The following is a 25,754-nucleotide window of genomic DNA, read 5'->3' as shown; positions in this document are numbered from 1 at the left end:
ATCGGTCCTGATAACAACTAGAAGAGAGCGCACATTAGTGGATCAAACCTTGCAACAAGGTGAACTCAAGCGTGGCTTGAAGAATCGCCATATTCAGTTGATCGCCCTGGGCGGGGCGATCGGCACCGGACTCTTCCTCGGCTCGGCCGGGGTGCTCAAGTCCGCCGGACCTTCGATGATCCTCGGCTATGCGATTGCCGGGTTCATTGCCTTCCTGATCATGCGCCAGTTGGGGGAAATGATCGTCGAAGAGCCGGTGGCCGGCTCTTTCAGCCACTTCGCCCACAAGTACTGGGGCGGCTACTTCGGCTTTCTCGCCGGCTGGAACTACTGGGTGCTGTATGTCCTGGTGGGCATGGCCGAGCTCACCGCGGTGGGCAAGTACGTGCAGTTCTGGTGGCCGGAAATCCCCACCTGGGTCAGTGCGGCGGTGTTCTTCGTGCTGGTCAACCTGATCAACATGATGAACGTGAAGTTCTTCGGTGAGGCCGAGTTCTGGTTCGCCATCATCAAGGTGGTGGCCATCGTCGGCATGATCGTCCTCGGTTGCTACATGCTGTTCAGCGGCAGCGGTGGCAGCCAGGCGTCGGTGAGCAACCTCTGGTCCCACGGCGGTTTCTTCCCCAACGGCGGCACCGGCCTGCTGATGGCCATGGCATTCATCATGTTCTCTTTCGGCGGCCTGGAACTGGTGGGCATCACCGCTGCCGAAGCCGCCGAGCCGCGTAAAGTGATTCCCAAGGCCATCAATCAGGTGGTGTACCGGGTGCTGATCTTCTACGTCGGCGCCCTGGCCGTGCTGCTGTCGCTGTATCCGTGGGATGAACTGCTGGTGAGCCTCAACGCCGGCGGCGACGCCTACAGCAGCAGCCCTTTCGTGAAGATCTTCTCGCTGATCGGCAGTGATGCGGCGGCGCAGATCCTCAACTTCGTGGTCCTGACCGCAGCACTGTCGGTGTACAACAGCGGTGTGTACTGCAACAGCCGCATGCTCTATGGCCTGGCCGAACAGGGCGACGCGCCCAAAGCGCTGATGAAGCTCAACAAGCAGGGCGTGCCGATTCTGGCCCTGGGCATTTCCGCGCTGATCACGCTGCTCTGCGTACTGGTCAACTACCTGGCGCCCCACGAAGCGCTGGAGCTGTTGTTCGCCCTGGTGGTGGCTGCACTGATGATCAACTGGGCGCTGATCAGCCTGACCCACCTGCGCTTTCGCAAGGCCATGGCCGAGCAAGGCGTGGTGCCGTCGTTCAGGGCGTTCTGGTCGCCACTGAGCAACTACCTGTGCCTGGCGTTCATGCTGATGATCATCGGCGTGATGTGGATGATCCCGGGCATCCGCGCCTCGGTGTATGCGATTCCGGTGTGGGTCCTGGTGATTTGGGGCTTCTACCGCCTGAGTCATGCACGCAAGGCCGGACAGCCCGCCCTGCACTAAGGCTCAAGGTTGCAACACCCGAAAGCCCGGCCGGGATCAAGGCCGGGCTTTTTTGTCGGCGGCGCAAAAGCGGTCTGCCAATTAGGGCGAATGTGGCCTGAAACAACAGTCCGCCCTCTCTCTAGAATCGACTCCCTCCCGGCACCTGAGCCTGGGAGCCTGTTTCTGGATGGAGAGCGGCTGATGAACAGAACGGCGACAAGCCTGCGCTGGACCGATGTTTTCTCGCCCACCGTGGCGGCGCTGATTTCAGTGCTGGTGAACTACGGCGGAACCTTTGTCCTGGTGTTCCAGGCCGCCGAGCTGGCACGGCTGTCAGCGGCCCAGACTGCGTCCTGGGTCTGGGCGGTGTCGGTCGGTGTCGGCCTGACCGGGCTGTGGCTGAGCCTGCGTTACAAGGCGCCGATCATCACTGCCTGGTCCACACCCGGCGCGGCGTTCCTGGCCACGGTGATGCCCTTTACGCCCTATGCCGAGGTGATCGGTGCCTACCTGATCTCGGCCCTGGGGTTCATCATCCTCGGCGGCTCCGGGGCCTTCGACAAACTGGTGCGGATGATCCCCAAGGGCATCGCCGCCGGCCTGCTGGCGGGCATTCTGCTGCAGTTCGGGATCAATGCCTTTGGCGGCGCCAGCGCCGACCCGCTATTGGTGACAGTGCTGTTGGTGTCCTACGCCCTGCTGCGGCGTTTCACCTCGCGCTTTGCCGTGGTGGGCATCCTGGTCATCGGCCTGGGGCTGCTTATCGCTCAGCAGCGGATCGACTTTTCTGCAGTGCACTTGAGCCTGGCCGTGCCGGTATTCACCGCGCCGCAGTTCTCCCTGCAGGCCTTGCTCGGAGTGGCCTTGCCGCTGTTCGTCATCACCCTCACCGGCCAGTACATGCCCGGCATGCTGGTGTTGCGCAATGACGGCTACAGCACCAGCGCCAATCCAGTGCTCACGGTCACCGGCCTGGGTTCGCTGCTGATGGCACCGTTCGGCGCCCATGCCTTCAACGTGGCGGCCATTACCGCGGCGATCTGTACCGGCAAGGACGCCCATCCTGACCCGAAAAAACGCTACATCGCCGGTATCGCCTGCGGGCTGTTCTACATCCTGGTGGGCACCTTCGGCGTGACCCTGGCCAGCCTGTTCATGGTGCTGCCCAAGACCTTTATCAGCGCCCTGGCGGGCCTGGCGCTATTGGGGGCCATCGGCGGCAGCCTGGCCAATGCCATGGCCGACGCGGCCACCCGGGAAACCGCGCTGATCACCTTCCTCGCCACCGCGGCCAACGTCACCCTGCTCGGGGTCGGCGGTGCCTTTTGGGGGCTGGTGGCCGGCTTGACCGCGCACCTGCTGATCCATGGCCGGGCCACTCTGTTGACCGCCCGTACCGTCAAACCCTGAAGGCCAGCGCCTGGCTAGGCCTTTCTCAGGGCCTGGGCCAGGCGTGCCATGGTCGTTTCGATTTCATGGGCGCTCAGCGAGGCGTAGCCCAGCAACCAACCTGGCTGCTTGTGCTCCCCGGCATACAGCCGGCCGAGCCCCGGCAACTGGATGCCGGCCCTGGCGGCTCGTTGCTGGGTCAACGCTTCGCTCCAGCCGGGCTCCAGCAGGCAAGGAATCTGCAACCCGCCCGGTGGCGGCAAGGCCACGGCAATGCCCTGCAAATGCCGCCCGATGGCATCGAGCATGGCTTGCCGACGCTCGGCGTACAGCTTGCGCATGGCCCGCACATGGGCGTTGTAGTGCCCCTCCTCCATGAACCGCGCCAAGGTCAGCTGGAGGATCTGCGGCGTGTGCCCGTCCATGATGCTGCGGGCCGCGCTGAAGGCGCTCACCAGCTCGCTGGGCAGGGCCATGTAGCCCATGCGCAGGCCCGGGTAGAGGGTCTTGCTGAAGGTGCCGATGTAAAGGGTGCGCTGATACGGGTCCAGGCCCTGGACACAGGCGGTGGGCAAACCGTCGTAGTGGAACTCGCTGTCGTAGTCGTCCTCGATGATCCATTTCTCCTGCTCGGCGGCCCAGCGGGTCAGTTCCAGGCGGCGCTCCAGGGACAGGGTGACGCCCGTGGGGTACTGATGGGACGGCGTCACATAGACACAGCGGGCGCCACTGCGGTCGGCCCGCAGCAGGTCGGTGCGAATGCCCTGGCTGTCGACATCGATGGGCACGATGCGCGCCTCGGCGGCCTCGAATGCCTTGCGTGCGCCGAAGTAGCCCGGGTTCTCCAACAGGATCGGCTTGCCGGCGTCCACCAGCAGTTGCGCGCACAGAAACAGCGCCTGGCGGGTACTGCTCAGCACCAGGATCTGCTCGGGCTGCACCTTGGCTCCGCGCTCCAGGTTCAGGTAGGCGGCAATGGCCTTGCGCAGAGGCAGCGCGCCCTGGGGATCACCATGCAGCAGTACATTGGCGCGGTAATCCTTCAGCGCCTGGCGTTGCAGGCGTTCCCAGACGTCCAGCGGGAAGCTGCGGGTTTCCGGCAGCCCGGTAGCAAAGGCGGTGACGGCCTGCTGATCGCTGACGCCGCCCCTTTGCAACAGCAGCGCGCCGCGCCGACTCAGGCCCGCCCCAGGCTCTCGGCTGTGCCCAGGCTGCCCCTGCAACTGCTGGCGGCGGCGGACCGAGCCGCGCAACTGGGCACCGATGGCTTCACAGACATAACTCCCCGAACCTTCGCGGCGCTGGATAAAACCGTCGCGCTGCAACTGCACATAGGCGTTTTCCACGGTGTCCCGGGAGACCGCCAGCGACTTGGCCAGGGCTCGACTGGCCGGCAACTTCACCCCAGGCCCCAAGGCGCCATCGAGGATCAGCCCGCGCAACGCACGCTGGATGCGCTGGTGCAGATCCAGAGGGCGGAACTCAGGGTCGCTGAGGCGCATCTTGAGGGTTTCAAGCTCGAAGGTCCGGGACATGTGGTCTGCCTGGAAGAGTAAAAATTCTGCACTTAAGGCAGCCACTTTATCTCCAGAGCGCAACTGTCGCCAATGCCTACCACTCTGCAACGACCTATGTAGCCGCTGCCGCAGGCTGCGCTAAGGTCCGCAGGACCTTCCAGACCTCAAGAGCACGTCTGCTGCGCAGGCGATCGCAGCCTGCGGCTGCAGCGACATTAGGGATTCAGGCAATCAGACGCCGGCAGGCAAATGAAAACGCCCCGGCAGGCGGAGCGTTTTGCGGATCAGAGCGAGGATCGCACTCGCCACAACTCGGGGAACAGCACGGTGTCGAGCATCTTGCGCAGGTAGCCCACGCCTTCGGTGCCGCCGGTGCCAGGCTGGAAGCCGATGATGCGCTCCACGGTGGTCACGTGACGGAAGCGCCACTGGCGGAAGGAGTCCTCCAGGTCGATGAACTTTTCCGCCAACTGATACAGGTCCCAATAGGCCGAAGGGTTGGCGTATACCTCGCGCCAGGCCGCCTCCACCGACGGGTCATGCTGAGTCGTGGTGGTGCTGTTCAGGGCCAGGCGCGCGGGGTCGATACTCAAGCCGCTGCGAGCCATCAGGGCAATCGCTTCGTCATACATGGACGGCGTGGCAATCGATTCTTCCAGGGACTGCAGCAGCTCGGGACGGTGGGCGTGAGGCCGCAGCAGGGCCGCGCTCTTGTTACCGAGGATGAATTCGATTTCCCGGTACTGGAACGACTGGAAGCCCGAGGACTGGCCCAGGTACGGGCGGATCGACTTGTACTCGGACGGCGTCATGGTGGCCAGCACGGCCCAGGCGTGCACCAGCTGGTCGAAGATCCGCGACACCCGCGCCAGCATCTTGAACGCCGGGGGCAACTGGCCCTGGCGCACCTGCTCGCGGGCGGCCTTGAGCTCATGAAGCATCAGCTTCATCCACAGCTCCGAAGTCTGGTGCTGGATGATGAAGAGCATTTCGTTGTGGTCCGGCGACAGCGGATGCTGGGCGCTGAGAATACGCCCCAGGTCCAGGTAGTCGCCGTAGCTCATGGAGTCGGAGAAATTCAGCTCGGCGTTATGCCATTCATCCGGTGGGTTGCTTGAAAAAGGACATTGGCTCATGGCGTGGGCTCCTCGCCTCAGGCAGCGGTTACCACCCGCAGGCTGTGCAACCCGGGGCGGGATGCACAACGGCGCGGACGGCCAGCTGTGTATTTATTGTAGGAATCAATCGGCCAGGGGGCGCAGGATCGCCCGCACCGGACTGGCATCCAGGTGGGCAAAGCGCAGTGGCAGGGCAATCAGTTCGTAGTCGCCTTCGGCAACCTCATCCAGGACTATCCCCTCAAGGATCGCCATGCCGTGGCGGGCCACGGTGTTATGAGCATCCATGGTCTTGGACCGCTGGGGATCGAGGGACGGGGTGTCGATGCCGATCAGGCGCACGCCGAGGCTGGCCAGCAGTTCGATGGTGGCTGGAGCTACCGCGGTAAAGTCCGGGTCCCACGTGCTCAGCGGCGCCTGTGGATAAGTGCGTAGCAAGACTCGCGCAGGCAAGTTGTCCAAGCGTCCGAGCACGGCTTCGGGCTGCACCAGGGCGCCGCTGTCCAGGCAATGCAGGACCCGGCACGGGCCCATGTAGACATCCAGCGACACTTCGCCGATGGGCAAGCCGTCCGGCCGGTAATGCAGGGGTGCGTCGACATGGGCGCCAGTGTGGGGCGACAGGGTTACGCGCCCGACATTCACCGGGCATTCGGGCCCGAACTGCCAGACGCGCTCCTCCTGGAACGGCGTGTCCCCCGGCCAGGTCGGGGTCGCGGTACTCAAAGGCGGGCTGATATCCCACCAGCGTGGTGTATTTTCCATTCGTGCGGCTCTCGGTCACTCCGGACTGAATGATACGAGCGATACCAGTAAAGATTCTTGCGAAATAACTCGGGCATCGTCAGATATTTCGCAAATCCTGCTAAAAAACTGCCCTTTGTCGAGGGAATGTTTCAAGCGCCAGCCGCCCGTTATCCCCCAGCCGGCAGCAACTCTCGCATTGCGCTTCTGGATACCCCGAGGTCGAGAACAGACATCCCCCTGAACGTGGGGCGCTATAGGGTGCGTCTTCAGTTCTCTGCCCGCTAGGAGCACAGCATGTCGCAACCCATTACCGTTCTGCGCGATACCCACCCACTGCCCGTCCTCGACGCCTGCAAGTGGGAAAAACTCGAGGGCGATCCCCACACCGTGAACCTCAACGCCTATACCAGCGAGGACGGCAGCAAGATCATGGGCACCTGGATCTGCACCCCGGGCAAGTGGCGAGTGGCCTATGAGAAGTGGGAGTACTGCCATTTCCAGGAAGGGTACTGCGTGATCACCCCGGATGGCCGCGATCCCATCCACTTGCGTGCCGGCGATATCTTCGTGGTGGAACCCGGGATGAAAGGCACCTGGGAAGTGGTGGAAACCGTGCGCAAATACTTCGTGTTTGCCTGAGTCAGAACACACCGGGGGGCCCCTTCGACCTGGGCTCCCCTTCCGGCATTGCCATTGAACACAACGCGCTCCGCCAAATGTCTATATAATCACTGCCAAATGGCAAAGGCAGGAGTAGCACTCATGGTTGCGCTGACAGGCACCGGCATTGCCCCCAAACGGCGGGGCAAACTGGTATTGAAAGAACAGTCTGCGGACATCCTCCTGGGTGGCCGGGCACGGTTTGACGACCGCATTTCGATCTATCGCTTGACCGAGGAAGGCATCCCTCTGACGGCGATCATCAAGTTCGTCTCCTCGGTCCCCATGCTCAAGGACGAACAGGTCCTGGCCAAGATCATCGGCCTCTCCGAACGCACCCTGCATCGGCGCCTGAAAACCCCGGACGAACCCCTGAACCCGGAGCAGAGTGCCCGCGCGGTACGCTTTGCCCAGGTGCTGGCCAAGGCCCAGGACGTCTTCGGCAGCAGTGAAGAGGCACAGGACTGGATGGCCAAGCCGGTGATGGGCCTCGACGGCCATAAACCGGTGGATCTGCTGACCAACCCCATCGGCTTCGAACTGGTGGACGAGTTCCTCACCCGCCTGGAATACGGGGTCTATCAGTGATCAGTATTCCGGGCAGCAGCGAGATTCATTTCTGGCGACTGGACGCCGCCCGGCACGCCGACAGCTGGGACAGTGGCATCGGTGCCGAGCTGTGCGGCGGCCGCTGGAACTCCAAAGGGGTCAAGGCCGTGTATGGCAGCGCCGATCCGGCCACGGCGATTCTGGAAGTGGCGGTGCACAAGGGCTTTGCCGCACTGGATAACGTGCCCCATGTCCTCACTGGCGCCCTGATCCAGGACCCGTCGGCCATCTACCGCGTGGATGAACGCAGCCTGCCCAATCCCAACTGGCTGATCCCGGGCATTCCCAGTGCCGGCCAGCAGAAATTCGCCGACCAGTTGCTGGCCGACCATCCATTCGTGCTGGTGCCCTCATCGGTGTCCCGGCACAGCTGGAACATTCTGATCAATCCATTGCTGGCCAAAGGGCTGTATCAGGTGGTGATCCAGGAACGCTTCGGCCTCGACACCCGTCTCAACCCTCCCCCGCACACCGCTGCCAATCGCCCGAACTGAACCCACAAAAAAGCGGGAACCTGCCCGACGCAGATTCCCGCAAACGCCCCGGCTGAAGGGGCCGCGTTCAACACCAATCTTCGCCAGACTTGAAATCGCTGCGGCCCTTCGGGCCGTTCGCAGCCTGCGGCAGCGGCTACACCCATCCTTGTAGCCGCTGCTGAGCCCGCGAAGCTGCGAAAAGGACCGCAAGGCCTTGCTTGGCGCTATCCAGCTTTGAGATCGCTGCGTCCGTTCGCAGCCTGCGGCAGCGGCTACACAAGCTTTGCCTTACTGCGGTTTGCGGTAGCTGTTGACGATGGCCGAGAAGTCCTTGCCGCCTTCCCCACGCTGGCTCATGGCCTGGTACAGCTGCTGGGCCACGGCGCCGAGCACCACCGGCTGGTGAGCCTGGCGCGCGGCCTCGGTGGCCAGCCCCAGGTCCTTGAGCATCAGCTCGGCACCAAAGCCGCCGGTGTAGCCCCGGGACGCAGGGGCGGTTTCAATTACTCCAGGCCACGGGTTGTAGGTATCGGAACTCCAGCAACGACCGGTGGAGCTGTTGATGATCCCCGCCAGCACCTGGGTATCGATGCCCAGGGCATCCCCCAGGGCCATGGCTTCGCTGACGCCGATCATCGAAATCCCCAGCAGCAGGTTGTTGCAGATCTTGGCGATCTGCCCGGTGCCCACTTCGCCGCAATGCACGATGTTGCGCCCCATCTGCGCCAGCACTGGCTGCAGGGTGGCGAACAGCTCGGCACTGGCGCCGACCATGAAGGTCAGGGTCCCAGCCTGGGCGCCACCGGTGCCGCCGGACACCGGCGCATCGGCCATGGCCACACCTTGCTTGGCAGCCACAGCGGCCACTTCACGAGCGGTCTGCGGGTCGATGGTGCTGCAGTCCACCGCCGGGACGCCGCGGCCAATCCCCGCCAGCACCCCGTCTTCACCCAGCCACACACTGCGCACATGGGCGGCGGCCGGGAGCATGGTGATCACCAGTTCGGCGCCTTCGGCGGCCGCCTTGGGCGAGGCAGCAACACGCCCGCCCAGTTGCGCCAACTCCGCCAACACGCTCTGGTTGAGGTCGAACAGGTTCAGCTGATGCCCGGCCTTGATCAGGTTGCGGGCCATGGGTGCGCCCATGTTGCCCAGGCCGATAAATGCAATGTTCATGTCAGGCTCCTCAACGCAGGCTGATGGTGGTGTTCACACCGTCATTGACGCTGTCATCGTCGAACCAGCGGGCGGTGACGGTCTTGGTCTGAGTGTAGAACTGCACCACTTGCTTGCCGTACGGGCCCAGGTCACCGAGCTTGGAGCCGCGGGAGCCGGTGAAGCTGAAGAACGGAACCGGCACCGGAATCGGGATGTTGATACCCACTTGGCCGACGTCGATTTCGCTCTGGAACTTGCGCGCCGCCGCACCGCTCTGGGTGAACAGGCCGGTGCCGTTGCCGAAGGGGTTGGCGTTGACCAGGGCGATGGCCTGATCCAGGGTGTCCACCTCCAGCACCACCAGCACCGGGCCGAAGATTTCCTGGGTGTAGATCTGCATAGAGGGGGTTACCCCGGAGAACAGGGTCGGGCCGATGAAGTTGCCTTGCTCGTAGCCCGGGACCTGGATGCCGCGGCCATCGAGCTCCAGCTTGGCGCCTTCTTTCACGCCGCTTTCGATCAGTTCCAGAATCCGCGCCTTGGCGCGCTTGGACACCACCGGGCCAACATCGGTGCCCGGCTCGCTGCCGGCGTTGACCTTGAGTTTCTGTGCCAGGGCCTTGAGGTCCGGCAGCCATTGTTTCGAGGCGCCCACCAGCACCACCACCGAGGTGGCCATGCACCGCTGACCAGCAGCGCCGAAGCCTGCGCCCACCAGGGCATTGAGGGTCTGTTCGCGGTTGGCGTCGGGCAGCACGACGGCGTGGTTCTTGGCGCCCATCATCGATTGCACACGCTTGCCGTGCTTGCCCGCCAGGTCATAGACGTGAGTGCCGACCGCGGTCGAACCGACGAAGGACACGGCTTTGATGTCCTTGTGAGTGCACAGCGCATCCACCACGTCCTTGCCGCCGTGCACCACGTTGAGCACGCCGGCCGGGACCCCAGCTTCCACCGCCAGCTCCACCAGCAGCATGGTGGACAGCGGGTCCTGCTCGGAAGGCTTGAGAACGAAGGTGTTGCCGCAGGCGATGGCCATCGGGAACATCCACAGCGGGATCATCGCCGGGAAGTTGAACGGGGTGATCCCGGCGCACACACCGATCGGCTGGCGCAGGGTATAGGTGTCCACACCGCCGGCGACGTTCTCGGCGAACTCGCCCATCTGCAGGGTGCCGATGGAGCAGGCATGCTCCACCACTTCCAGGCCGCGGAAGATGTCACCCTCGGCGTCGGCGAGGGTCTTGCCCTGTTCGGCGCTGAGGACTGCGGCAATGCGCTTGGAATGCTCACGGATCAAGGCCTGGAGCTTGAGCATGATGCGCATCCGCGCGCCGATCGGAGTCAGTTTCCAGGTCTGGAAAGCGCGCTGGGCGGCGGCGATCGCGGCATCGACTTCAGCGGCCGTGGCAAAGGGCACCTTGGCCAGCACTTCCTGGGTCGCCGGGTTGACGATGTCGTGCCATTCCTGGCTCTGGGACTGGACCCATTCACCGTCGATCAGCAGTTTGACCTGTTGCAGGGTGGTGCCGTCGGGCTTGAGGGATGCGTTCATGGGGTCTCCTGACTTCTTGAGTTCTTATGCAGGGAACCAAGGCGGGCAAGCGCCTTGAAAGAGGGGCTGTCGCGAGTTGGTGTCGGACGGTTTTTGGAGTATAGATGTGCAAACTTCTAATAAGAACGCACATAAAAACCGGTCCATCATGCAAAAAAACATCACCTCGCTAAGCTCCCTGAACTGGGACGACCTGAAGTTTTTCCTCGAAGTGGCGCGCACCCGCAAGGCCAGCAGCGCGGCCAAGCGCCTGGCGGTGGACTACACCACGGTGTCGCGACGCATCGGTTCGCTGGAAACCGCCCTGGGCACCCTGTTGTTCGAAAAGTCCCGCACCAACGGTTTTGTTCTGACCGCCGAGGGCCAGCGCCTGCTGGGTTATGCCGAGTCCATCGAAAGCACCCTGCACATGGCGTGCGAGCAGGTCTCGGGTTCTGGCGTGGCGCTGTCCGGACACGTACGCATGGGCTGCACCGAGGGCTTCGGCAGCTTCTTCATCACCCCGCAGTTGAGCCACTTCCTCGATGAGTACCCGGCGATCTCAGTGGACATCCTGCCGCTGCCGCACTTCATCAGCCTATCCAAGCGCGAGGCGGACATCGTCATTGCCCTGGAACGCCCGGAGCACGGCCCCTACGTGTGCTGCAAGCTGTGCGACTACCGCCTGCAGCTATACGCCACCCAGGAATACCTCGACCGCCACCCGCCGATCCGCCGCCCCGGCGACCTGAGTGAGCATCAATTCATCAGCTACGTGGACGACCTGGCGTTCAGTTCCGAGCTGCTGTACCTGGCCAATGTGGTGCCCGGGGCCAGCGCCAACCTGCGCAGCACCAGCGTCATTGCCCAGTACGTGGCGGCGCAGCAGGGCCGCTCGCTGGCGATCCTGCCGTGCTTCCTGGCGGCCCAGGACCCGCGCCTGCTGCCGGTGCTGCCCAAGGAGATCAACCTGACCCGGCAATTCTGGATGTACTGCCGGGAAGACCTGCGCAAACTGAAGCGGATTACCCTGTTGTGGGATTACATCCGCGAGGTGACCGAGCAGAATCGGCCGCTGCTCATGGGGGACAGTCGCAGCATGCTGTTCGCCGCCCCCTGATCTTTAGCGACCGCCAAGCTAAAGCCGCAAAAGTGTGGATCGCCGATCAGTCGGCGATCACCACGATCGACACCCGGCGGTTCTCGGTGCGCCCGGCTGCGGTGCTGTTGGAAGCCACCGGCTCGCTGCTGCCCAGACCGCGCAGCTGGATGTTCTCTTCACGCATGCCGACCTGGGTCAGCACCTTGACCACGCTCTTGGCCCGGCGCACGGAAAGCTGCACGTTGTAGGCCTCCTTGCCCGAAGCGTCGGTGTGGCCATCGACCCGGACCTTCTGGATATCCACACTGAGCAGGGCCTTGCCGATGCGCTGGACGATCTCGGTGCTGGCCTGGTTCAGGGTCTCCACATCGCTGCCAAACAGCACCTTGCCCGACAGGCCGAAGGCCCAGCCTTCATCCGTCAGTTCGAAGCCCTCCTGTTTCAGTACCGCGATCTGCTGTGGAGTCAGACCTTTGGGCGGCACGCTCTGGCAGCCGGTCAGGGCCAAGAGGGCCATCAATACCAGGGTGCTGAACAGTCGAACCGTACGTTGCGTCATTGAGAACAAGGGAATTAGCTCCTGTTTTGAACCTGAACGATAGGGAGCTCCGCCCCCACTGTGTGTTGCCCGCCTCGCGAGCCGCGCTTGGCGTGGTACATGGCCTCATCGGCAGCGTTCAACAGGCTGCCGGGAGTCACGCCATGGTCCGGGTACACGGCAATGCCGATGCTCAGCGACGTCATGATCGACAGGTTGCCAGGCAATTGAATCGGCACGTCCATGCTGTGGATGATTTTGTCTGCGATGCGCTGGGCATCTTCAACCCGGTGCAGCGGGCTGAGCAGCACGGCGAATTCGTCGCCGCCCAGCCGGGCCACCAGATCCTCTTCACGCAGCTGCGCGCGAATTCGCGTGGCCACCGCCACCAGCACCGCATCACCCGCGGCGTGGCCGAAGTTGTCGTTGATTTCCTTGAACCGGTCACTGTCGAGAAACAGCACCGCCATGCGCTCGTTGAGCTTGTTGGCGCTGCGCAGTGCACGAATCAGCCGCCCCTCGAAAAACGCCCGGTTGGGCAGGCCGGTCAGGCTGTCGTGACTGGCCTGGTGAGCCAGGGTCTCATTCTCGCTTTGCAGGTGAGTCTGCCAGGCTTCCAGCTCATCGAGCAGGGCATTGAAGTCGTTGCCGAGGTTGTCCAGTTCGGCGATTTCCGCCGGCGGCACCCGCTGATCAAAGGCCCGCTCGCGCCGCGCCGCGTGGGCCACTTCCGCCAGGCTGCGCAAGGGTCCGGTGATCCCCCGCAGTTGCCGGCGTGCCAGGTACAGCGACACCCAGGCACTCAAGGCGGTACAAAGCACGATACCCACCAGACCACTGAGCAGAAAGCGCAGCAGACTGCCGCCATGGCCGGTGACGTTGACGCTGCCCACTTCTCGGTTCTGATGAAGAATCGGCAAGCTGATGGGCTTTTCCAGGATCGCACTGGCAACGTGCATTTCCAGACGGGTCAGCAGACCGCTTTCCGGACGTTGCCAACTGGCCAGCAGGCGGCCCTGGTTGTCATAGACCTTGGCATCGGCCACCTCTTCGGTTGAGGCAATCAGGGCCAGGGCCTCGGTGGCCACCACACTGTCGTTGAACACCACCGCCGCTTCCACGGTGTAGCTGATGGACCGGGCAATCAGGTGCAGGTTGTGATCGGCATAGACGCGCAATGCCAGGACCCCGAGGAAGGTCAGGGACAGGCTGGCCATGGAGATCGCCAACAGGGCGACGATCAGGTGACCGCGACCTATAACCGACCGCAGGGTCGGGCGGGCGTTGGGCTTGAACAGCTTCATGGCGCCGCCGGGCGACGACGCGACAGTTGCAGCACGCTGGGATGGATCTTCACCCCGCTGCGGGCCACTGAATCCAGGTTGACCTCGAACGACACTTGGTTGTCGCTGACCCGCAGGCAGAACAGGCTGCCAACGGTGCACTGATCGCCCCCCTCGCTGATGCTCAGCACGGGTTGGCCGATCAGCGAATTGAACAGGCGACTCCGTTCATCGTTGCTCAGTTTGCCGACATAGACCGAGTCGCACTCACTGACGATTGCCGGGCTGCTGGCCAACAAGCGACGCACCAGCACCGGACGGCCGGTAGCCTGAGTAGTGCCCTTGAGCAGATCGTCGGTGTATTCGGTCGGGCCTACCACGCACAGGCGCAGTTCTGCAGGTTCCACCGGCCAGCGAGCGTAGCTGAGGATACCCAGCACCACTTGCGTCACTGCCTTGGCCCGCTGTTCCGCCAGGCTGGTAGAGGCTGACGGCTCTGGCTGCGCAATGGCAAGCAGACTGAACAGGCAAAGAATGGTCGACAGTACACACTGCCTCCACCCCAAAATGCGCTCTGTCCTGAAGACAGCCACGTCCATGCAGGGATTCTCTTTGAATTTCACGGAAATGATGCCGCAACGATAGCACAGCCCGGGAAAATGCAGCGAGCCCAGCGCCCCAAAACGGTGCTGGGCACTGGACAGCAACGCAGTGCTCAGTCCAGTTCCAGCATCAACCCGCTAAGGCGCTTGACCTTGCGCCGCACCGCCTCTTCAAACACCCCGGCCCGAGGCTCGATCAGGCTGAACCAATCCTTGGCCCGGGTGATTCCTGTATAGATCAATTCCTTGGTCAGCACCGGGTTCAGGGCGTCGGGCAGGATCAGCGCAGTATGGGCGAACTCTGAACCCTGGGACTTGTGCACGGTCATGGCGTAGACCGTTTCCACATCATTGAGCCGGCTCGGCAGTACCAGGCGTACCCCGCCCTGGCCATCGTTGCGCGGGAAAGCTACCCGCAGCACCTGACGCCCGGCTTGCGGCCCCTCATGTTCCGGCAGCTTGAGGGCAATGCCAATATCGCCATTCATCAGGCCCAGACCATAGTCGTTACGGGTCATCAGCACGGGGCGGCCTTCGTACCATTGCTGGTCGCTGTCGATCAGCCGAGCCTTGAACAACGCCTGGGTGATCCGCAGGTTCAATCCTTCGACGCCCCACGGCCCCTTGCGCACGGCACAGAGCAACTGGAAACCATCGAAGGCCTGCAGGACGTTGCGCGCCCAATCAGTCCAGCGGCGGTCTTCCTGAGCGGTGTCTGCGGGTGGACGCTGACTGCGCAGCACATTCAGGTAATGCCGATAGCCTTGTGGCCCCTCGCCGTGGCCTTCCAGCAACAGGCGCTCAAGGGCTCGGTCCTGCTCGCCCTTGAGACTCAAGCTGTACAAGTCCGCATGGCTGCGAGCCGCCAGCAGGCGCCGGGCCTCCTCGGCCTGTTGTTGATTGACCCAGCGCGCCAGCTGGCCAATGCCACTGCCTTCGCCGAAGCGCCGGGAGTGGCGCAGCATCACCACCTGCTGCGCCAGGGGATGCTGGTGCCCGGTGTCTTCCTGCAAGCCGCTGGCGCCCAGGTTCTCAGCGCTGACCGCTTCCAGCCAGGCGCGAGTCTGCGGGTTGTACCAGCCGGCCTCGGCATCGCGACACAGGTCACCGAGCACCGCCCCCGCCTCCACCGACGCCAGTTGATCCTTGTCTCCCAGCAGCACCAGGCGGGCATGAATGGGCAAGGCGTCCAGCAGATTGGCCATCATTTCCAGGTCGATCATCGAAGCTTCGTCCACCACCAGCACATCCAGGGGCAGACGGTTGCCAGCGTGGTGGCGGAAATGCCGGGTGCCCGGGCGATTGCCCAGCAAGCGGTGCACCGTGGTCACCTCGCTGGGGATCTTTTCCCGTACCTCGTCGGCGACTGCCAGGGACCGCACTTGCAGGCTGATGGACTCGGTAAGGCGGGCCGCGGCCTTGCCAGTGGGCGCCGCCAGACGAATGCGCAAGGGTTTGCGCGCCTCCACCGCCGGGGCCTGGAGCAACGCCAGCAGACGCACCACGGTGGTGGTTTTGCCCGTGCCGGGGCCGCCGGTGATGATGCTGAAGGCGCCTCGGGTCGCCAGGGCACAGGCGAGTTTCTGCCAATCGATGGGCCCGGCAGCCTTGGCCGGGCCAAACAGCCCGTCCAGGCGCTGGGCCAGATTCTCCGGAGTCGCTTCCGTCGACGCCAGGCGCTGGCGCAGGGCGTTGTCGATCCGCCGTTCATAGGCCCAGTAGCGCCGCAGGTACAGGCGCTTTCCGGACAGCACCAACGGCCGCTGCTGGGACGCCTCGCCGTGATCAGCCGACAGGGCCACCAGCCGGCTGCCGGCCAGGACCTTGCACCAGTGCGCCCCCTCCAGATTCGCCAACACCTGGGAAGGCAGCACCGTGGCACCGCCTTGCGAATCCCCTTCCGGCGGCAGCGACAGAGCGAAATCCGGCTCCTTGAGGGTTTCGAACAGGTCCAGGCAGACATGCCCATGACCCAACTGGTGACTGGTCAGGGCCGCGGCCATGAGCACCAACGGATCGCAGCCGGGGTCCAGCTCATGGAGGAAACTGACAAAAGCCTTGTCCAGGGCCCGCAGCCAGCCGCGCTCGACCCAGCGCTCGAGCAACAACAGCAGGTCTTCGGCGCGAGCCAGGGGCGCCAGCTCTAACTGGGGCGCTGGCGGCTCGGCCAACTGGGCAAACAGATCCTGGGTCATAACAGCACTCCCTGTTCCCAGGCGGGCTCGGCCTTGGGCGGCTCGGGCTGGCCCTGGAACATGCGGTCGAGGCGTTCGATCAACTGCCGTGGCGGCCGGGCAAAGTACGCGCCCTGGCTCGCGGAGCGGCTACCGCGCAAAAACAGGTACAAGGCGCCGCCGATGTGCCGATCGTAATCGTAGTCCGCCAGCCGGGCCTTCAACTGCCGGTGCAGCGCCAGCAGGTAGAGCACGTATTGCAGGTCGTAGCGGTTGTCGAGAATCGATTGTTCCATGGCCTGCTCGGTGTAGGCCGCGTCGTCCACGCCCAGCCAGTTGGATTTGTAGTCGGCCACGTAATAGCGGCCCTGATGTTCGAATGTCAGGTCGATGAAGCCCTTGAACATGCCATTGAGCAGCACCGGCTCGGCGGTGACCCGAGGCGCGCCCTGGTGGGTCTGCTGGCGCACCAGCTCGTCGAGCTTGAGCACTTCGACCTTGTGACTGGCAAACCAGAACTCCATTTCGACCCGGTACTGGGTCAGTCGCCCCAGCACCACTGGCGGTTGCCCATCCCCCACAGGCAGGGGCGCCTGCAACAAGTGCTGCAGCCAATCGCTGAGGGTCAAAATCCAGCCTTGCCAGCCGCGACGATTGCAACGGCGGGCGATGGCATCCTCGATCACCGCGGGGGCGGCGGCAAAACCCTCCTCCCCGGCCCATTCCAGCAGACCGTGGAGGAAAGTGCCGGGGTTCGGCCCCCGGGGAAACCGGTGAATATCGCCACCACTGGCGACGACTTCCCGAGGGGCCTCGGGATCCAGCCGCTCATCGTCGAAGAGCTTCTGTGCCTGGGGATTTTCCGGAGCTTCGGTGCTGCCGCTGCCCAAGGTATCGCTGATGCGCAAGGCACTGTAGGAGGCGATCCACCAGTTCTCCGCCGCCCGTCGAATCGGCTGCAGCGGGGCCAGCAGGCTGGCGTCATTGCGCGGTGGGTAAAAGCGCTGGTCATCGGCCGCAGGCAGCTCGCTGACACCGATGGCCTCACAGCCTTGCTGCAAGTCCAGGAGCCAGCGCAGCAATCCCTTGGACTCGCCCAACAGGGCACCGCCGCCAAGCAGGTAGCCCAGGGCCGACAAGTGCAACACCGAGCTGCTGTGGTTGCCGCGCTTGAGGTCGGCCACTCCCAGCCAGCAGGCATGCTGGGCCCGGGTCAGGGCCACGTAGAGCAGACGCAGATCTTCCGCCAGACGCTCCTCATCGGCTTGGGCGATCAGCTCCGGCGTCGGTCGCAAACTGACCTGGGCCTTGCCGGCAGCATCGTGGTAATGCAGCGGCAGGCGACTGCCATCCACCGGTTTGGTGGAGCAGATGAAGGGCAGGAACACCAAGGGGTATTCCAGGCCCTTGGACTTGTGGATGGTCACCACCTTGACCAGTTGCTCGTCGCTTTCCAGGCGCAGGATCTGCTCTTCACCGGCCTGCCCGGACAACGCCAGATGCTCGGCCAGATGGCGGATCAGCGCCTGCTCACCGTCCAGTTCCGCAGCGTTCTGCTGCAACAACTCAGACAGGTGCAGGAGGTTGGTCAGCACCCGCTCGCCGTCGCTGCGGGCCATCAGCGCCTGGGGCAGCTGGAAGTCATGGAGCAAGCGTCGGAGCATCGGCAGCACGCCCTGGCTGCGCCAGATCGTGCGGTATCCGCGGAACTGCATGACTCGGGCTTCCCAGGCCAGTTCGTCCTGGTTCAGCCGCTCCAGTTCCACCAGGGACAGGTTCAGGGTCAGGGAGGCCAGGGCGGCCCGCAGCGGACGCTCCACATCCGGTTCGGCGCAAGCCTTGAGCCATACCAGCAGGTCCCGGGCTTCCTGGGCGGCGAACACCGAGTCCTTGTCCGAGAGATACACGCTGCGCACCCCGCGGGCGGCCAGCTCACCGCGCACCGCCTGGGCCTCCTTGCCGTCGCGGACCAGGATGGCAATATCCGCCGGCAACAGGCCCTTGAGTTCCTGCTGGTCGCGGACAAAGCCACTGCGCCCCTGCTGACCGCCATTGAGCAGATCGACAATGGCACTGGCACAGGCCGCGGCCTGCTGCTGACGATACTGGGCCCCGGACAGCGGTTGCTCCGAAGGCAGTTGCCAGAAGTTCAGCGCTGGCACCGCTTGGCCATCCACCTGCAGGCGCTCCTTGCGGCCCTGAGCGGCTACCGCCAGGAAGGGCACCGGATTCTCGCCATCCTCTTCACGAAACAGGAAAGCCCCCTGCCCTTGCTGGCGCTGTTCGGCTTGCAGGAACACATGGTTGACCGCACTGACCATGGCCTGGCTGGAACGAAAGTTGGTGCCCAGGGTATGCAAGCGTCCCGCGGTGGCCTGGCGGGCCCGCAGGTAGGTGTAGATGTCGGCGCCACGGAAGGCGTAGATCGCTTGCTTGGGGTCGCCAATCAGGAACAGCCCGGTTTCGGGGTCGTTGGCCTCGATGCGGTAGATGCTTTCGAAGATCCGGTACTGCACCGGATCGGTGTCCTGGAACTCGTCGATCAGGGCCACCGGGAACTGCTCGCGGATCAGAGTCGCCAGGCGCTCGCCGCCATCGCTTTGCAGGGCGCTGTCCAGACGCAGCAACATATCGTCAAAGCCCATTTCGGCGCGGCGACGCTTCTCTTCTTCAAAACGCGCACCGACCCACTGCGCAGCATGCTGCAGGACCGCGGCGTCCGGGCTGGGCAAGGCGTCGAGGCTGGCCTTGAGTTCAGCCATGGCATCGAGCCCCGGGTGCTGCGGAGCTTCACCTTTCCAGGCCTCGCTCATTCCGTCTGGGGTCAGGCGGGTGAAGCCGGTGCCAATATCCAACTGCTCAACGGATTCGTCCTCGGCCCAGGCAATGATCTTTTCAAACCAGGGCTCGAAGAAACGAGCCTGCATCTTGCGGCCGTCGACACTCTTGCTGGCAACGCCTTGCAGACAGATCTCCCGCAACTCCACCGCCCATTGCCGCCAGGGCGCCTTGAGTTGCACCAGCGCTTCCCGACGCTCCTGCAAACAGGCTTCGATCAATTCACTGGGGGTCTGTTCCGACGGCTCACGACGCTCGCTGCCGAACATTGCCCGCACCCGGGGCAGCAATTGGGCCGGGCCGACCCAGTTGGAGCGCACCCAGTTGAGCGCATCGCCCTGCATCGGATAGCAGAACAAGCGCCAGTAATCGCGCAGCACCTGACCCAGCAGATCGCTGTGGTCGGTTTCCAGGGTCTGGGTAAACAGGCTGCCGCTGTCGAAAGCGTGCTCGCGGAGCATGCGTTGGCACCAGCTGTGAATGGTGGAGACGGCGGCCTCATCCATCCACTGCGCGGCGATGTCCAGGCGGTTGGCGCAGGCGGCCCATTGTTCGGCGGGGTACTGCTCCCGCAGCTCGACGATCAGGCTATCGGGGGCGCTGGTTTCGTCACGGAAGAAGCGTGCGGCCTCCGCTAAACGGGTGCGGATGCGTTCGCGCAATTCCTTGGTGGCCGCATCGGTGAAGGTCACCACCAGGATCTGCGGTGGCAGCAATTCGCGACCAAAGCCTGCGGACTCGCCACCGTGGCCCAGCACCAGACGCAGATAGAGCGCGGAGATGGTGAAGGTCTTGCCGGTGCCGGCACTGGCCTCGATCAGTTGGCTACCCCGTAGCGGGAAGGCCAGGGCCAGAGGGACTTGTTGAGTCATGCGCCGGCCTCCTCGCCAAGGGCTGAACGCCAGGGGGCGTCCAGCAGGGGGCGATAGAGTGTCTCGGCCCAGCCGCTGAAGGTTTCATCAGCGATCAGGGCGTTGTAGTCGGCGAATTGCCGAGCCAATGCCGGGCTTTCTCGACGCTCGCCTTCACTGTTCTGACCATCGCCATCGTAGGTCTTGCGGGCCGCGGCAGCGGCTTTGTCAGGATCGGTCTGGCCCAGCCAGGCGAAGGCAGTCTTGACGGCCACCGGCAGTGCCTGACGCATGCCCGATTGCCAGGCCAGCAGCAGATTGCCGAGGATCGCCCGAGCCTGATCCTGTTCCAACGGCGGCAACAGCAGGCTGTCATCGCTGGCCACCAACGCGGTGGTCAGTGAGTAACCGCTGGCGCAGGCCAGCAGATGGTTGATCCAGGGCTTGATCAAGCGGTGCCATTTACGGGTTTTGAGCGAACCTATGCCGTTGGGAATGGTGGTCACGGCCAATAGCCCGCCATCCGCCCGTTGATGCAGGTGGCTCAACCAGCCTTCCAGGCGCACACCCTGCAATTCAAGGCTGACAGGCAGTGCGCTGGTGACCGGGGTTGGCCACAGATCCAGCAACTGCCGATAGCGCTGCAGCAGGTCCGGCAGGGGCTCCATGAGTTCGCGCTGCAGGCACTCGCCGAAACCGGCCATAGGCAACAGGCCGCTGGCTTGCAGCCTTTGCGCCTGGGCCTGCAAGGCCTGATCCGGGTGTGCGGCATCGCTCAATGCGGCCTCCAGCAAGCTGTCGCTGAGGCTGTATCGTTGCAGGGCGTCGAGGACAAAGGGCTCCTCGTCAGCCAGTGGTGCTTCCATGGCTTCAAAAAACACCTTGAGCCGTTGGCTGAAAAAGTGCCGTACCGGGTTGCGCAGAAAATCCTGCAACTGGGCCAGGCTCAAGGGCTCATCCTGTACATAAGGCTCGAGGCGTTCGGTGGTGCCGGTTTCTGCCGGGGCCTGATGCAATACCTGCCACTCCCGGGCGTAACTGAACAGGACGTCATTGTCATGAAAGTAGCGGGCACTGAAGGGCTGCAGCGGGTGCTCCTGGGTCAGGGCCTCAAGCAGGGACTGCTGCGCATCGGCCAATCGCCAGCCACCGGCCAGATGATCGCGCAACTGGCCGATCAGCACCGAGGCAGGCCGTTCGCTGTTATCGCGGATGCTGCGGCCAACCCAACTGACATAGAGTTGGTCCCGGGCTGAGAGCAACGCTTCGAGCAGCAGATAGCGGTCATCTTCGCGTCGAGAACGGTCGCCGGGGCGGTAGTCGCTGCCCATCAGGTCGAAGTCCAGGGGCGGTTGCGCCCGTGGGTAGTCACCGTCATTCATGCCCAGCAGGCACACCAGCTTGAAGGGGATTGCACGCATCGGCATCAGGGTGCAGAAATTCACAGCGCCGGCGAGGAAGCGCTGGGACAAGCGGCCCTGATCAAGGCCCGCCAGCCAGGCTTCACGCACCACGGTCAGGGGCAATTGATCTTGCAGACCGACGGAGTCGCAGGTTTCCAGCCAGTTTTCCCGAAGGTCCTCGAGCTGGCCCAACAGGTAATCGTCATGCTCGGTGCTAGCCAGGAAGAACTGTTCCAGCAAGTGCTGCAGGCGCTCGCCCCATTGGGCTGGCACAGCAGGCTGAGTGAGTTGCTGGTAGGCAATCTGCAGGGCATCCAGCAGTGCGACCAAGGGGCCGATCAGCGCGGCATCCAGGCCGCCGATTTCGTCATAAGGCTCAATGCCGTCGCAGGCATCGGAGCGGCCGACCGCATATCCCAGGAGCATTCGGCGCAGGCCGAAACGCCAGCTGTTTTGCTCAAGCTCCTGGGGCAGTCCCAATTCGGCACGTTGTTCGGCGTTCATGCCCCAACGGATGCCGGCACCTTCGATCCAACGGTGCAAGGTAGGCAGGTCGGCTTCATCGACACCAAAACGCGCACGCAATGCCGGGACGTCCAACAGGTCGAGAATCTCACTGACCGGGAAGCGGCTGTCTGGGAGTTTGAGCAGGTGTTCGACGGCGATCAGCAACGGGTCGCGACCGCGCTGTCCCTGGTCGGTGAGGGTAAAGGGAATGAAACGTCGGTCATCACGCTCCAACTGGCCGAATACCGCACGGATATGCGGGGCGTAGCTGTCGATGTCGGGGACCATGACGATGACGTCGCGAGGCCGCAGGTCGGGCTCGGCGCTGAAGCGTGCCAGGAGCTGGTCGTGGAGGATTTCCACCTCGCGCTGGGCACTATGGGCAATGTGAAAACGGATCGACTGGTCCTGCTGGAGATCGACTTCGGGCCACAGTTCGCGAGTCTCGTTGAGGGGACGCAGCTCGAGGATATCGTCCTGCAGCTGCTGAAGCATGGTGCGTGGCTGGCTGTCGCTGAACAGGTCGATGCGGCCATCGCGGAAAGCCGCGCGATAACTGTTGGGGTCGTCGTAGCTGTCCAGCAGGTTGATGTAGTCACGGCCCTGCTTGCCCCAGGCGGCCAGCAACGGATGGGCATGCTGGTGCAGGGTTTGCGGGTCCAGGGCCAGTGGCATACCGGCTTTGCGCGCCTGGCGTTTGTACTGATGGCGCAGCAGATCCTTGTCGGCAACGATGTCCGCCCAGTGATGGCGGCAGGGGTTGTGCACACAGAGAAGGACTTGGCTGAAACGAGCCAATCCGGCCAAAGCCTCCAAGGCCTGGGCCGGCAAGGAAGAAATGCCGAAAACGATCACCCGTGACGGCAGGCCAGCAGGGGCTTGGTCCAGGTTATTGATCCGCTCGATAAAGCGTTGGTGGACTCCGGCTCGGCTCTGGGCCATGCCCTCGGTACCCACATCCAGAAGCAGTGCTCGCCACAGTTCGGCTTGCCAGCAGTTGGCCGGGGTCAGGGCTTTGGCTTCGCCACGAACGTTACGCAGTGAATGGCGTCCAGCGGCCCAGTCCTCCAGCCAATCGGCCCGATAGACCTGGTACTGGTCGAACAGGTCGGCAAGGCGCTCTGCCAGTTGGTAGCGTTTACGCAAATCACTGTCGTGGGTCAGGAAGCGCTGCAGGGGTTCGAAGTGGGGCTCATCGATCAGTTCTGGCAGCAGGCGCATCAGACGCCAGGTCAGCGGGGCTTTGTCCAAAAGGGATTTAGGCGGGATTTCATCGCGTCCCAATACCAGACGATAAAGCTGCCACATGAAGCTGCCAGGCAATTGCACATCGATGGCGGCGGCAATGCCGCAACCGCCGGAGTCGTCCTCTTCAGGATCTTCAGCCAGGGCCAACTTCAGCCATTGCGCGATGCCATTGCTCTGCACCAGGGCGATTTCATTTTCCAGAGGGGCCAGCGGGTAGCGCCGCATCCAGCTGACCACCAGGCTGCGCAACTCGTCCAGGCGGTTACCGTGAACCACCATAAAACCTGGGGTGAGGGACGAGGCGTCCGGCATAAGGGCTTCCTTGGAGAATACAAAAAGCTAGGCCGGAACCTTAGCACTGTCACGGGGTGGTGGCAGCCGGAGCGAGCAAACAGCACAAGAGAAACCGCTGCAGCTTTTCTCCGCGCAAAAACAAAACCCCAATTGCTTTCGCAATTGGGGTTTCGGAATTTAATCTTGACGATGACCTACTCTCACATGGGGAAACCCCACACTACCATCGGCGATGCATCGTTTCACTTCTGAGTTCGGGATGGGATCAGGTGGTTCCAACGCTCTATGGTCGTCAAGAAATTCGGTAGCCAGTCCGTTGCTCATGCAACGTGCCAGCGAATGGGTATGTAATAGATTTGTGTGTTGTGCAAACTTTCGGTTCGTAGCGTCTTCACACACCGCAACTCGCTTCTTAAGCAAATTGCTTGGGTGTTATATGGTCAAGCCTCACGGGCAATTAGTATTGGTTAGCTCAACGCCTCACAGCGCTTACACACCCAACCTATCAACGTCGTAGTCTTCGACGGCCCTTTAGGGGATTCAAGATCCCAGTGAGATCTCATCTTGAGGCAAGTTTCCCGCTTAGATGCTTTCAGCGGTTATCTTTTCCGAACATAGCTACCCGGCAATGCCACTGGCGTGACAACCGGAACACCAGAGGTTCGTCCACTCCGGTCCTCTCGTACTAGGAGCAGCCCCTCTCAAATCTCAAACGTCCACGGCAGATAGGGACCGAACTGTCTCACGACGTTCTAAACCCAGCTCGCGTACCACTTTAAATGGCGAACAGCCATACCCTTGGGACCGGCTTCAGCCCCAGGATGTGATGAGCCGACATCGAGGTGCCAAACACCGCCGTCGATATGAACTCTTGGGCGGTATCAGCCTGTTATCCCCGGAGTACCTTTTATCCGTTGAGCGATGGCCCTTCCATACAGAACCACCGGATCACTAAGACCTACTTTCGTACCTGCTCGACGTGTCTGTCTCGCAGTCAAGCGCGCTTTTGCCTTTATACTCTACGACCGATTTCCGACCGGTCTGAGCGCACCTTCGTACTCCTCCGTTACTCTTTAGGAGGAGACCGCCCCAGTCAAACTACCCACCATACACTGTCCTCGATCCGGATAACGGACCTGAGTTAGAACCTCAAAGTTGCCAGGGTGGTATTTCAAGGATGGCTCCACGCAAACTGGCGTTCACGCTTCAAAGCCTCCCACCTATCCTACACAAGCAAATTCAAAGTCCAGTGCAAAGCTATAGTAAAGGTTCACGGGGTCTTTCCGTCTAGCCGCGGATACACTGCATCTTCACAGCGATTTCAATTTCACTGAGTCTCGGGTGGAGACAGCGCCGCCATCGTTACGCCATTCGTGCAGGTCGGAACTTACCCGACAAGGAATTTCGCTACCTTAGGACCGTTATAGTTACGGCCGCCGTTTACCGGGGCTTCGATCAAGAGCTTCGCGTTAGCTAACCCCATCAATTAACCTTCCGGCACCGGGCAGGCGTCACACCCTATACGTCCACTTTCGTGTTTGCAGAGTGCTGTGTTTTTAATAAACAGTCGCAGCGGCCTGGTATCTTCGACCGGCATGAGCTTACGGAGCAAGTCCTTCACCCTCACCGGCGCACCTTCTCCCGAAGTTACGGTGCCATTTTGCCTAGTTCCTTCACCCGAGTTCTCTCAAGCGCCTTGGTATTCTCTACCCAACCACCTGTGTCGGTTTGGGGTACGGTTCCTAGTTATCTGAAGCTTAGAAGCTTTTCTTGGAAGCATGGCATCAACCACTTCGTCACCTAAAAGGTAACTCGTCATCAGCTCTCGGCCTTAGAACCCCGGATTTACCTAAGATTCCAGCCTACCACCTTAAACTTGGACAACCAACGCCAAGCTGGCCTAGCCTTCTCCGTCCCTCCATCGCAATAACTAGAAGTACAGGAATATTAACCTGTTTTCCATCGACTACGCTTTTCAGCCTCGCCTTAGGGACCGACTAACCCTGCGTCGATTAACGTTGCGCAGGAAACCTTGGTCTTTCGGCGTGGGTGTTTTTCACACCCATTGTCGTTACTCATGTCAGCATTCGCACTTCTGATACCTCCAGCAAGCTTCTCAACTCACCTTCACAGGCTTACAGAACGCTCCTCTACCGCATCACTTACGTGATACCCGTAGCTTCGGTGTATGGTTTGAGCCCCGTTACATCTTCCGCGCAGGCCGACTCGACTAGTGAGCTATTACGCTTTCTTTAAAGGGTGGCTGCTTCTAAGCCAACCTCCTAG

Annotated in this window: 17 protein-coding genes and 2 rRNA genes (1 of these 19 running past the window's edge); 6 read left to right on the top strand and 13 right to left on the bottom strand. The window is 62.6% G+C overall.

Annotated features, from left to right (window positions below; genetic code table 11):
- The first annotated feature begins 37 nt into the window (after positions 1 to 37).
- Both PFZ56_RS09650 and PFZ56_RS09645 read left to right on the top strand, forming a co-directional pair.
- The gene (locus tag PFZ56_RS09650; RefSeq protein ID WP_170004358.1) at positions 38 to 1,438 is read left to right on the top strand and encodes an amino acid permease; all 1,401 of its coding nucleotides are present in this window, start codon (positions 38 to 40) and stop codon (positions 1,436 to 1,438) included.
- A gap of 183 nt (positions 1,439 to 1,621) precedes the next feature.
- Positions 1,622 to 2,830 carry a benzoate/H(+) symporter BenE family transporter gene (locus PFZ56_RS09645; protein ID WP_170004360.1) on the top strand — a complete coding sequence of 403 codons (1,209 nt, stop codon included), beginning with the start codon at positions 1,622 to 1,624 and terminating at the stop codon, positions 2,828 to 2,830.
- Between the two features lie 14 nt (positions 2,831 to 2,844).
- Here PFZ56_RS09645 and PFZ56_RS09640 read toward each other — a convergent pair whose 3' ends face one another.
- The 3 genes from PFZ56_RS09640 to kynB all read right to left on the bottom strand — a co-directional run bounded on the left by PFZ56_RS09640 (position 2,845) and on the right by kynB (position 6,209).
- Complete coding sequence (locus PFZ56_RS09640) at positions 2,845 to 4,344, bottom strand: PLP-dependent aminotransferase family protein (protein ID WP_170004361.1); 1,500 nt, start codon at positions 4,342 to 4,344, stop codon at positions 2,845 to 2,847.
- Between the two features lie 266 nt (positions 4,345 to 4,610).
- Positions 4,611 to 5,462 (bottom strand): tryptophan 2,3-dioxygenase, encoded by an 852-nt coding sequence (gene kynA, locus PFZ56_RS09635; RefSeq protein ID WP_102861023.1) that lies wholly within the window; start codon positions 5,460 to 5,462, stop codon positions 4,611 to 4,613.
- 105 nt (positions 5,463 to 5,567) lie between these two features.
- Positions 5,568 to 6,209, bottom strand: coding sequence for an arylformamidase (kynB, locus tag PFZ56_RS09630; RefSeq protein WP_170004363.1), 642 nt, complete (start codon positions 6,207 to 6,209; stop codon positions 5,568 to 5,570).
- Positions 6,210 to 6,485: 276 nt separating this feature from the next.
- On the opposite strand from kynB, the gene PFZ56_RS09625 reads away from it, so the two are divergent.
- From PFZ56_RS09625 to PFZ56_RS09615, 3 genes are all read left to right on the top strand, one after another.
- The gene (locus tag PFZ56_RS09625; RefSeq protein ID WP_102861021.1) at positions 6,486 to 6,830 is read left to right on the top strand and encodes a cupin domain-containing protein; all 345 of its coding nucleotides are present in this window, start codon (positions 6,486 to 6,488) and stop codon (positions 6,828 to 6,830) included.
- Between the two features lie 123 nt (positions 6,831 to 6,953).
- The gene (locus tag PFZ56_RS09620) at positions 6,954 to 7,439 is read left to right on the top strand and encodes an antitoxin Xre/MbcA/ParS toxin-binding domain-containing protein (protein ID WP_102861020.1); all 486 of its coding nucleotides are present in this window, start codon (positions 6,954 to 6,956) and stop codon (positions 7,437 to 7,439) included.
- Positions 7,436 to 7,954: an RES family NAD+ phosphorylase gene (locus PFZ56_RS09615; RefSeq protein ID WP_102861019.1), complete on the top strand. Its 519-nt coding sequence runs from the start codon at positions 7,436 to 7,438 to the stop codon at positions 7,952 to 7,954. The genes PFZ56_RS09620 and PFZ56_RS09615 overlap by 4 nt, the downstream gene beginning before the upstream one ends.
- Positions 7,955 to 8,224: 270 nt before the next feature.
- Here the strand turns inward: PFZ56_RS09615 and mmsB are convergent, their stop codons facing one another.
- Positions 8,225 to 9,112 (bottom strand): 3-hydroxyisobutyrate dehydrogenase, encoded by an 888-nt coding sequence (gene mmsB / locus PFZ56_RS09610; protein ID WP_102861018.1) that lies wholly within the window; start codon positions 9,110 to 9,112, stop codon positions 8,225 to 8,227.
- 10 nt (positions 9,113 to 9,122) lie between these two features.
- The gene (locus tag PFZ56_RS09605; RefSeq protein WP_102878272.1) at positions 9,123 to 10,649 is read right to left on the bottom strand and encodes a CoA-acylating methylmalonate-semialdehyde dehydrogenase; all 1,527 of its coding nucleotides are present in this window, start codon (positions 10,647 to 10,649) and stop codon (positions 9,123 to 9,125) included.
- A gap of 148 nt (positions 10,650 to 10,797) precedes the next feature.
- On the opposite strand from PFZ56_RS09605, the gene PFZ56_RS09600 reads away from it, so the two are divergent.
- Positions 10,798 to 11,748 (top strand): LysR family transcriptional regulator, encoded by a 951-nt coding sequence (locus PFZ56_RS09600; protein ID WP_170004365.1) that lies wholly within the window; start codon positions 10,798 to 10,800, stop codon positions 11,746 to 11,748.
- A 46-nt stretch (positions 11,749 to 11,794) separates the two neighbouring features.
- Here the strand turns inward: PFZ56_RS09600 and PFZ56_RS09595 are convergent, their stop codons facing one another.
- The 8 genes from PFZ56_RS09595 to PFZ56_RS09560 all read right to left on the bottom strand — a co-directional run.
- Positions 11,795 to 12,289, bottom strand: coding sequence for an OmpA family protein (locus tag PFZ56_RS09595; RefSeq protein WP_102878270.1), 495 nt, complete (start codon positions 12,287 to 12,289; stop codon positions 11,795 to 11,797).
- Between the two features lie 14 nt (positions 12,290 to 12,303).
- Positions 12,304 to 13,572 carry a diguanylate cyclase domain-containing protein gene (locus PFZ56_RS09590; protein WP_102861014.1) on the bottom strand — a complete coding sequence of 423 codons (1,269 nt, stop codon included), beginning with the start codon at positions 13,570 to 13,572 and terminating at the stop codon, positions 12,304 to 12,306.
- The gene (locus PFZ56_RS09585) at positions 13,569 to 14,150 is read right to left on the bottom strand and encodes a YfiR family protein (RefSeq protein ID WP_102861706.1); all 582 of its coding nucleotides are present in this window, start codon (positions 14,148 to 14,150) and stop codon (positions 13,569 to 13,571) included. Before PFZ56_RS09585 ends, PFZ56_RS09590 begins: the two co-directional genes overlap by 4 nt.
- A gap of 116 nt (positions 14,151 to 14,266) precedes the next feature.
- Positions 14,267 to 16,348 carry an exodeoxyribonuclease V subunit alpha gene (gene recD, locus PFZ56_RS09580; protein ID WP_170004367.1) on the bottom strand — a complete coding sequence of 694 codons (2,082 nt, stop codon included), beginning with the start codon at positions 16,346 to 16,348 and terminating at the stop codon, positions 14,267 to 14,269.
- Entirely contained in the window at positions 16,345 to 20,037 is a 3,693-nt protein-coding gene (gene recB / locus PFZ56_RS09575) for an exodeoxyribonuclease V subunit beta (RefSeq protein WP_394304632.1), read from the bottom strand. The genes recD and recB overlap by 4 nt, the downstream gene beginning before the upstream one ends.
- Positions 20,034 to 23,486, bottom strand: coding sequence for an exodeoxyribonuclease V subunit gamma (recC, locus tag PFZ56_RS09570; RefSeq protein WP_170004371.1), 3,453 nt, complete (start codon positions 23,484 to 23,486; stop codon positions 20,034 to 20,036). Before recC ends, recB begins: the two co-directional genes overlap by 4 nt.
- A 163-nt stretch (positions 23,487 to 23,649) precedes the next feature.
- A 5S ribosomal RNA gene (rrf, locus tag PFZ56_RS09565) occupies positions 23,650 to 23,765 on the bottom strand.
- A gap of 139 nt (positions 23,766 to 23,904) precedes the next feature.
- Positions 23,905 to 25,754: ribosomal RNA gene (locus PFZ56_RS09560) — 23S ribosomal RNA — on the bottom strand (it continues 1,042 nt past the right edge of the window).

It is taken from the genome of Pseudomonas danubii (assembly GCF_042980055.1).
In the GTDB taxonomy this organism is placed as follows: domain Bacteria; phylum Pseudomonadota; class Gammaproteobacteria; order Pseudomonadales; family Pseudomonadaceae; genus Aquipseudomonas; species Aquipseudomonas danubii.
The sequence above is the reverse complement of the archived record's forward strand: the minus strand, read 5'-3'. Positions and strand labels throughout refer to the sequence as shown.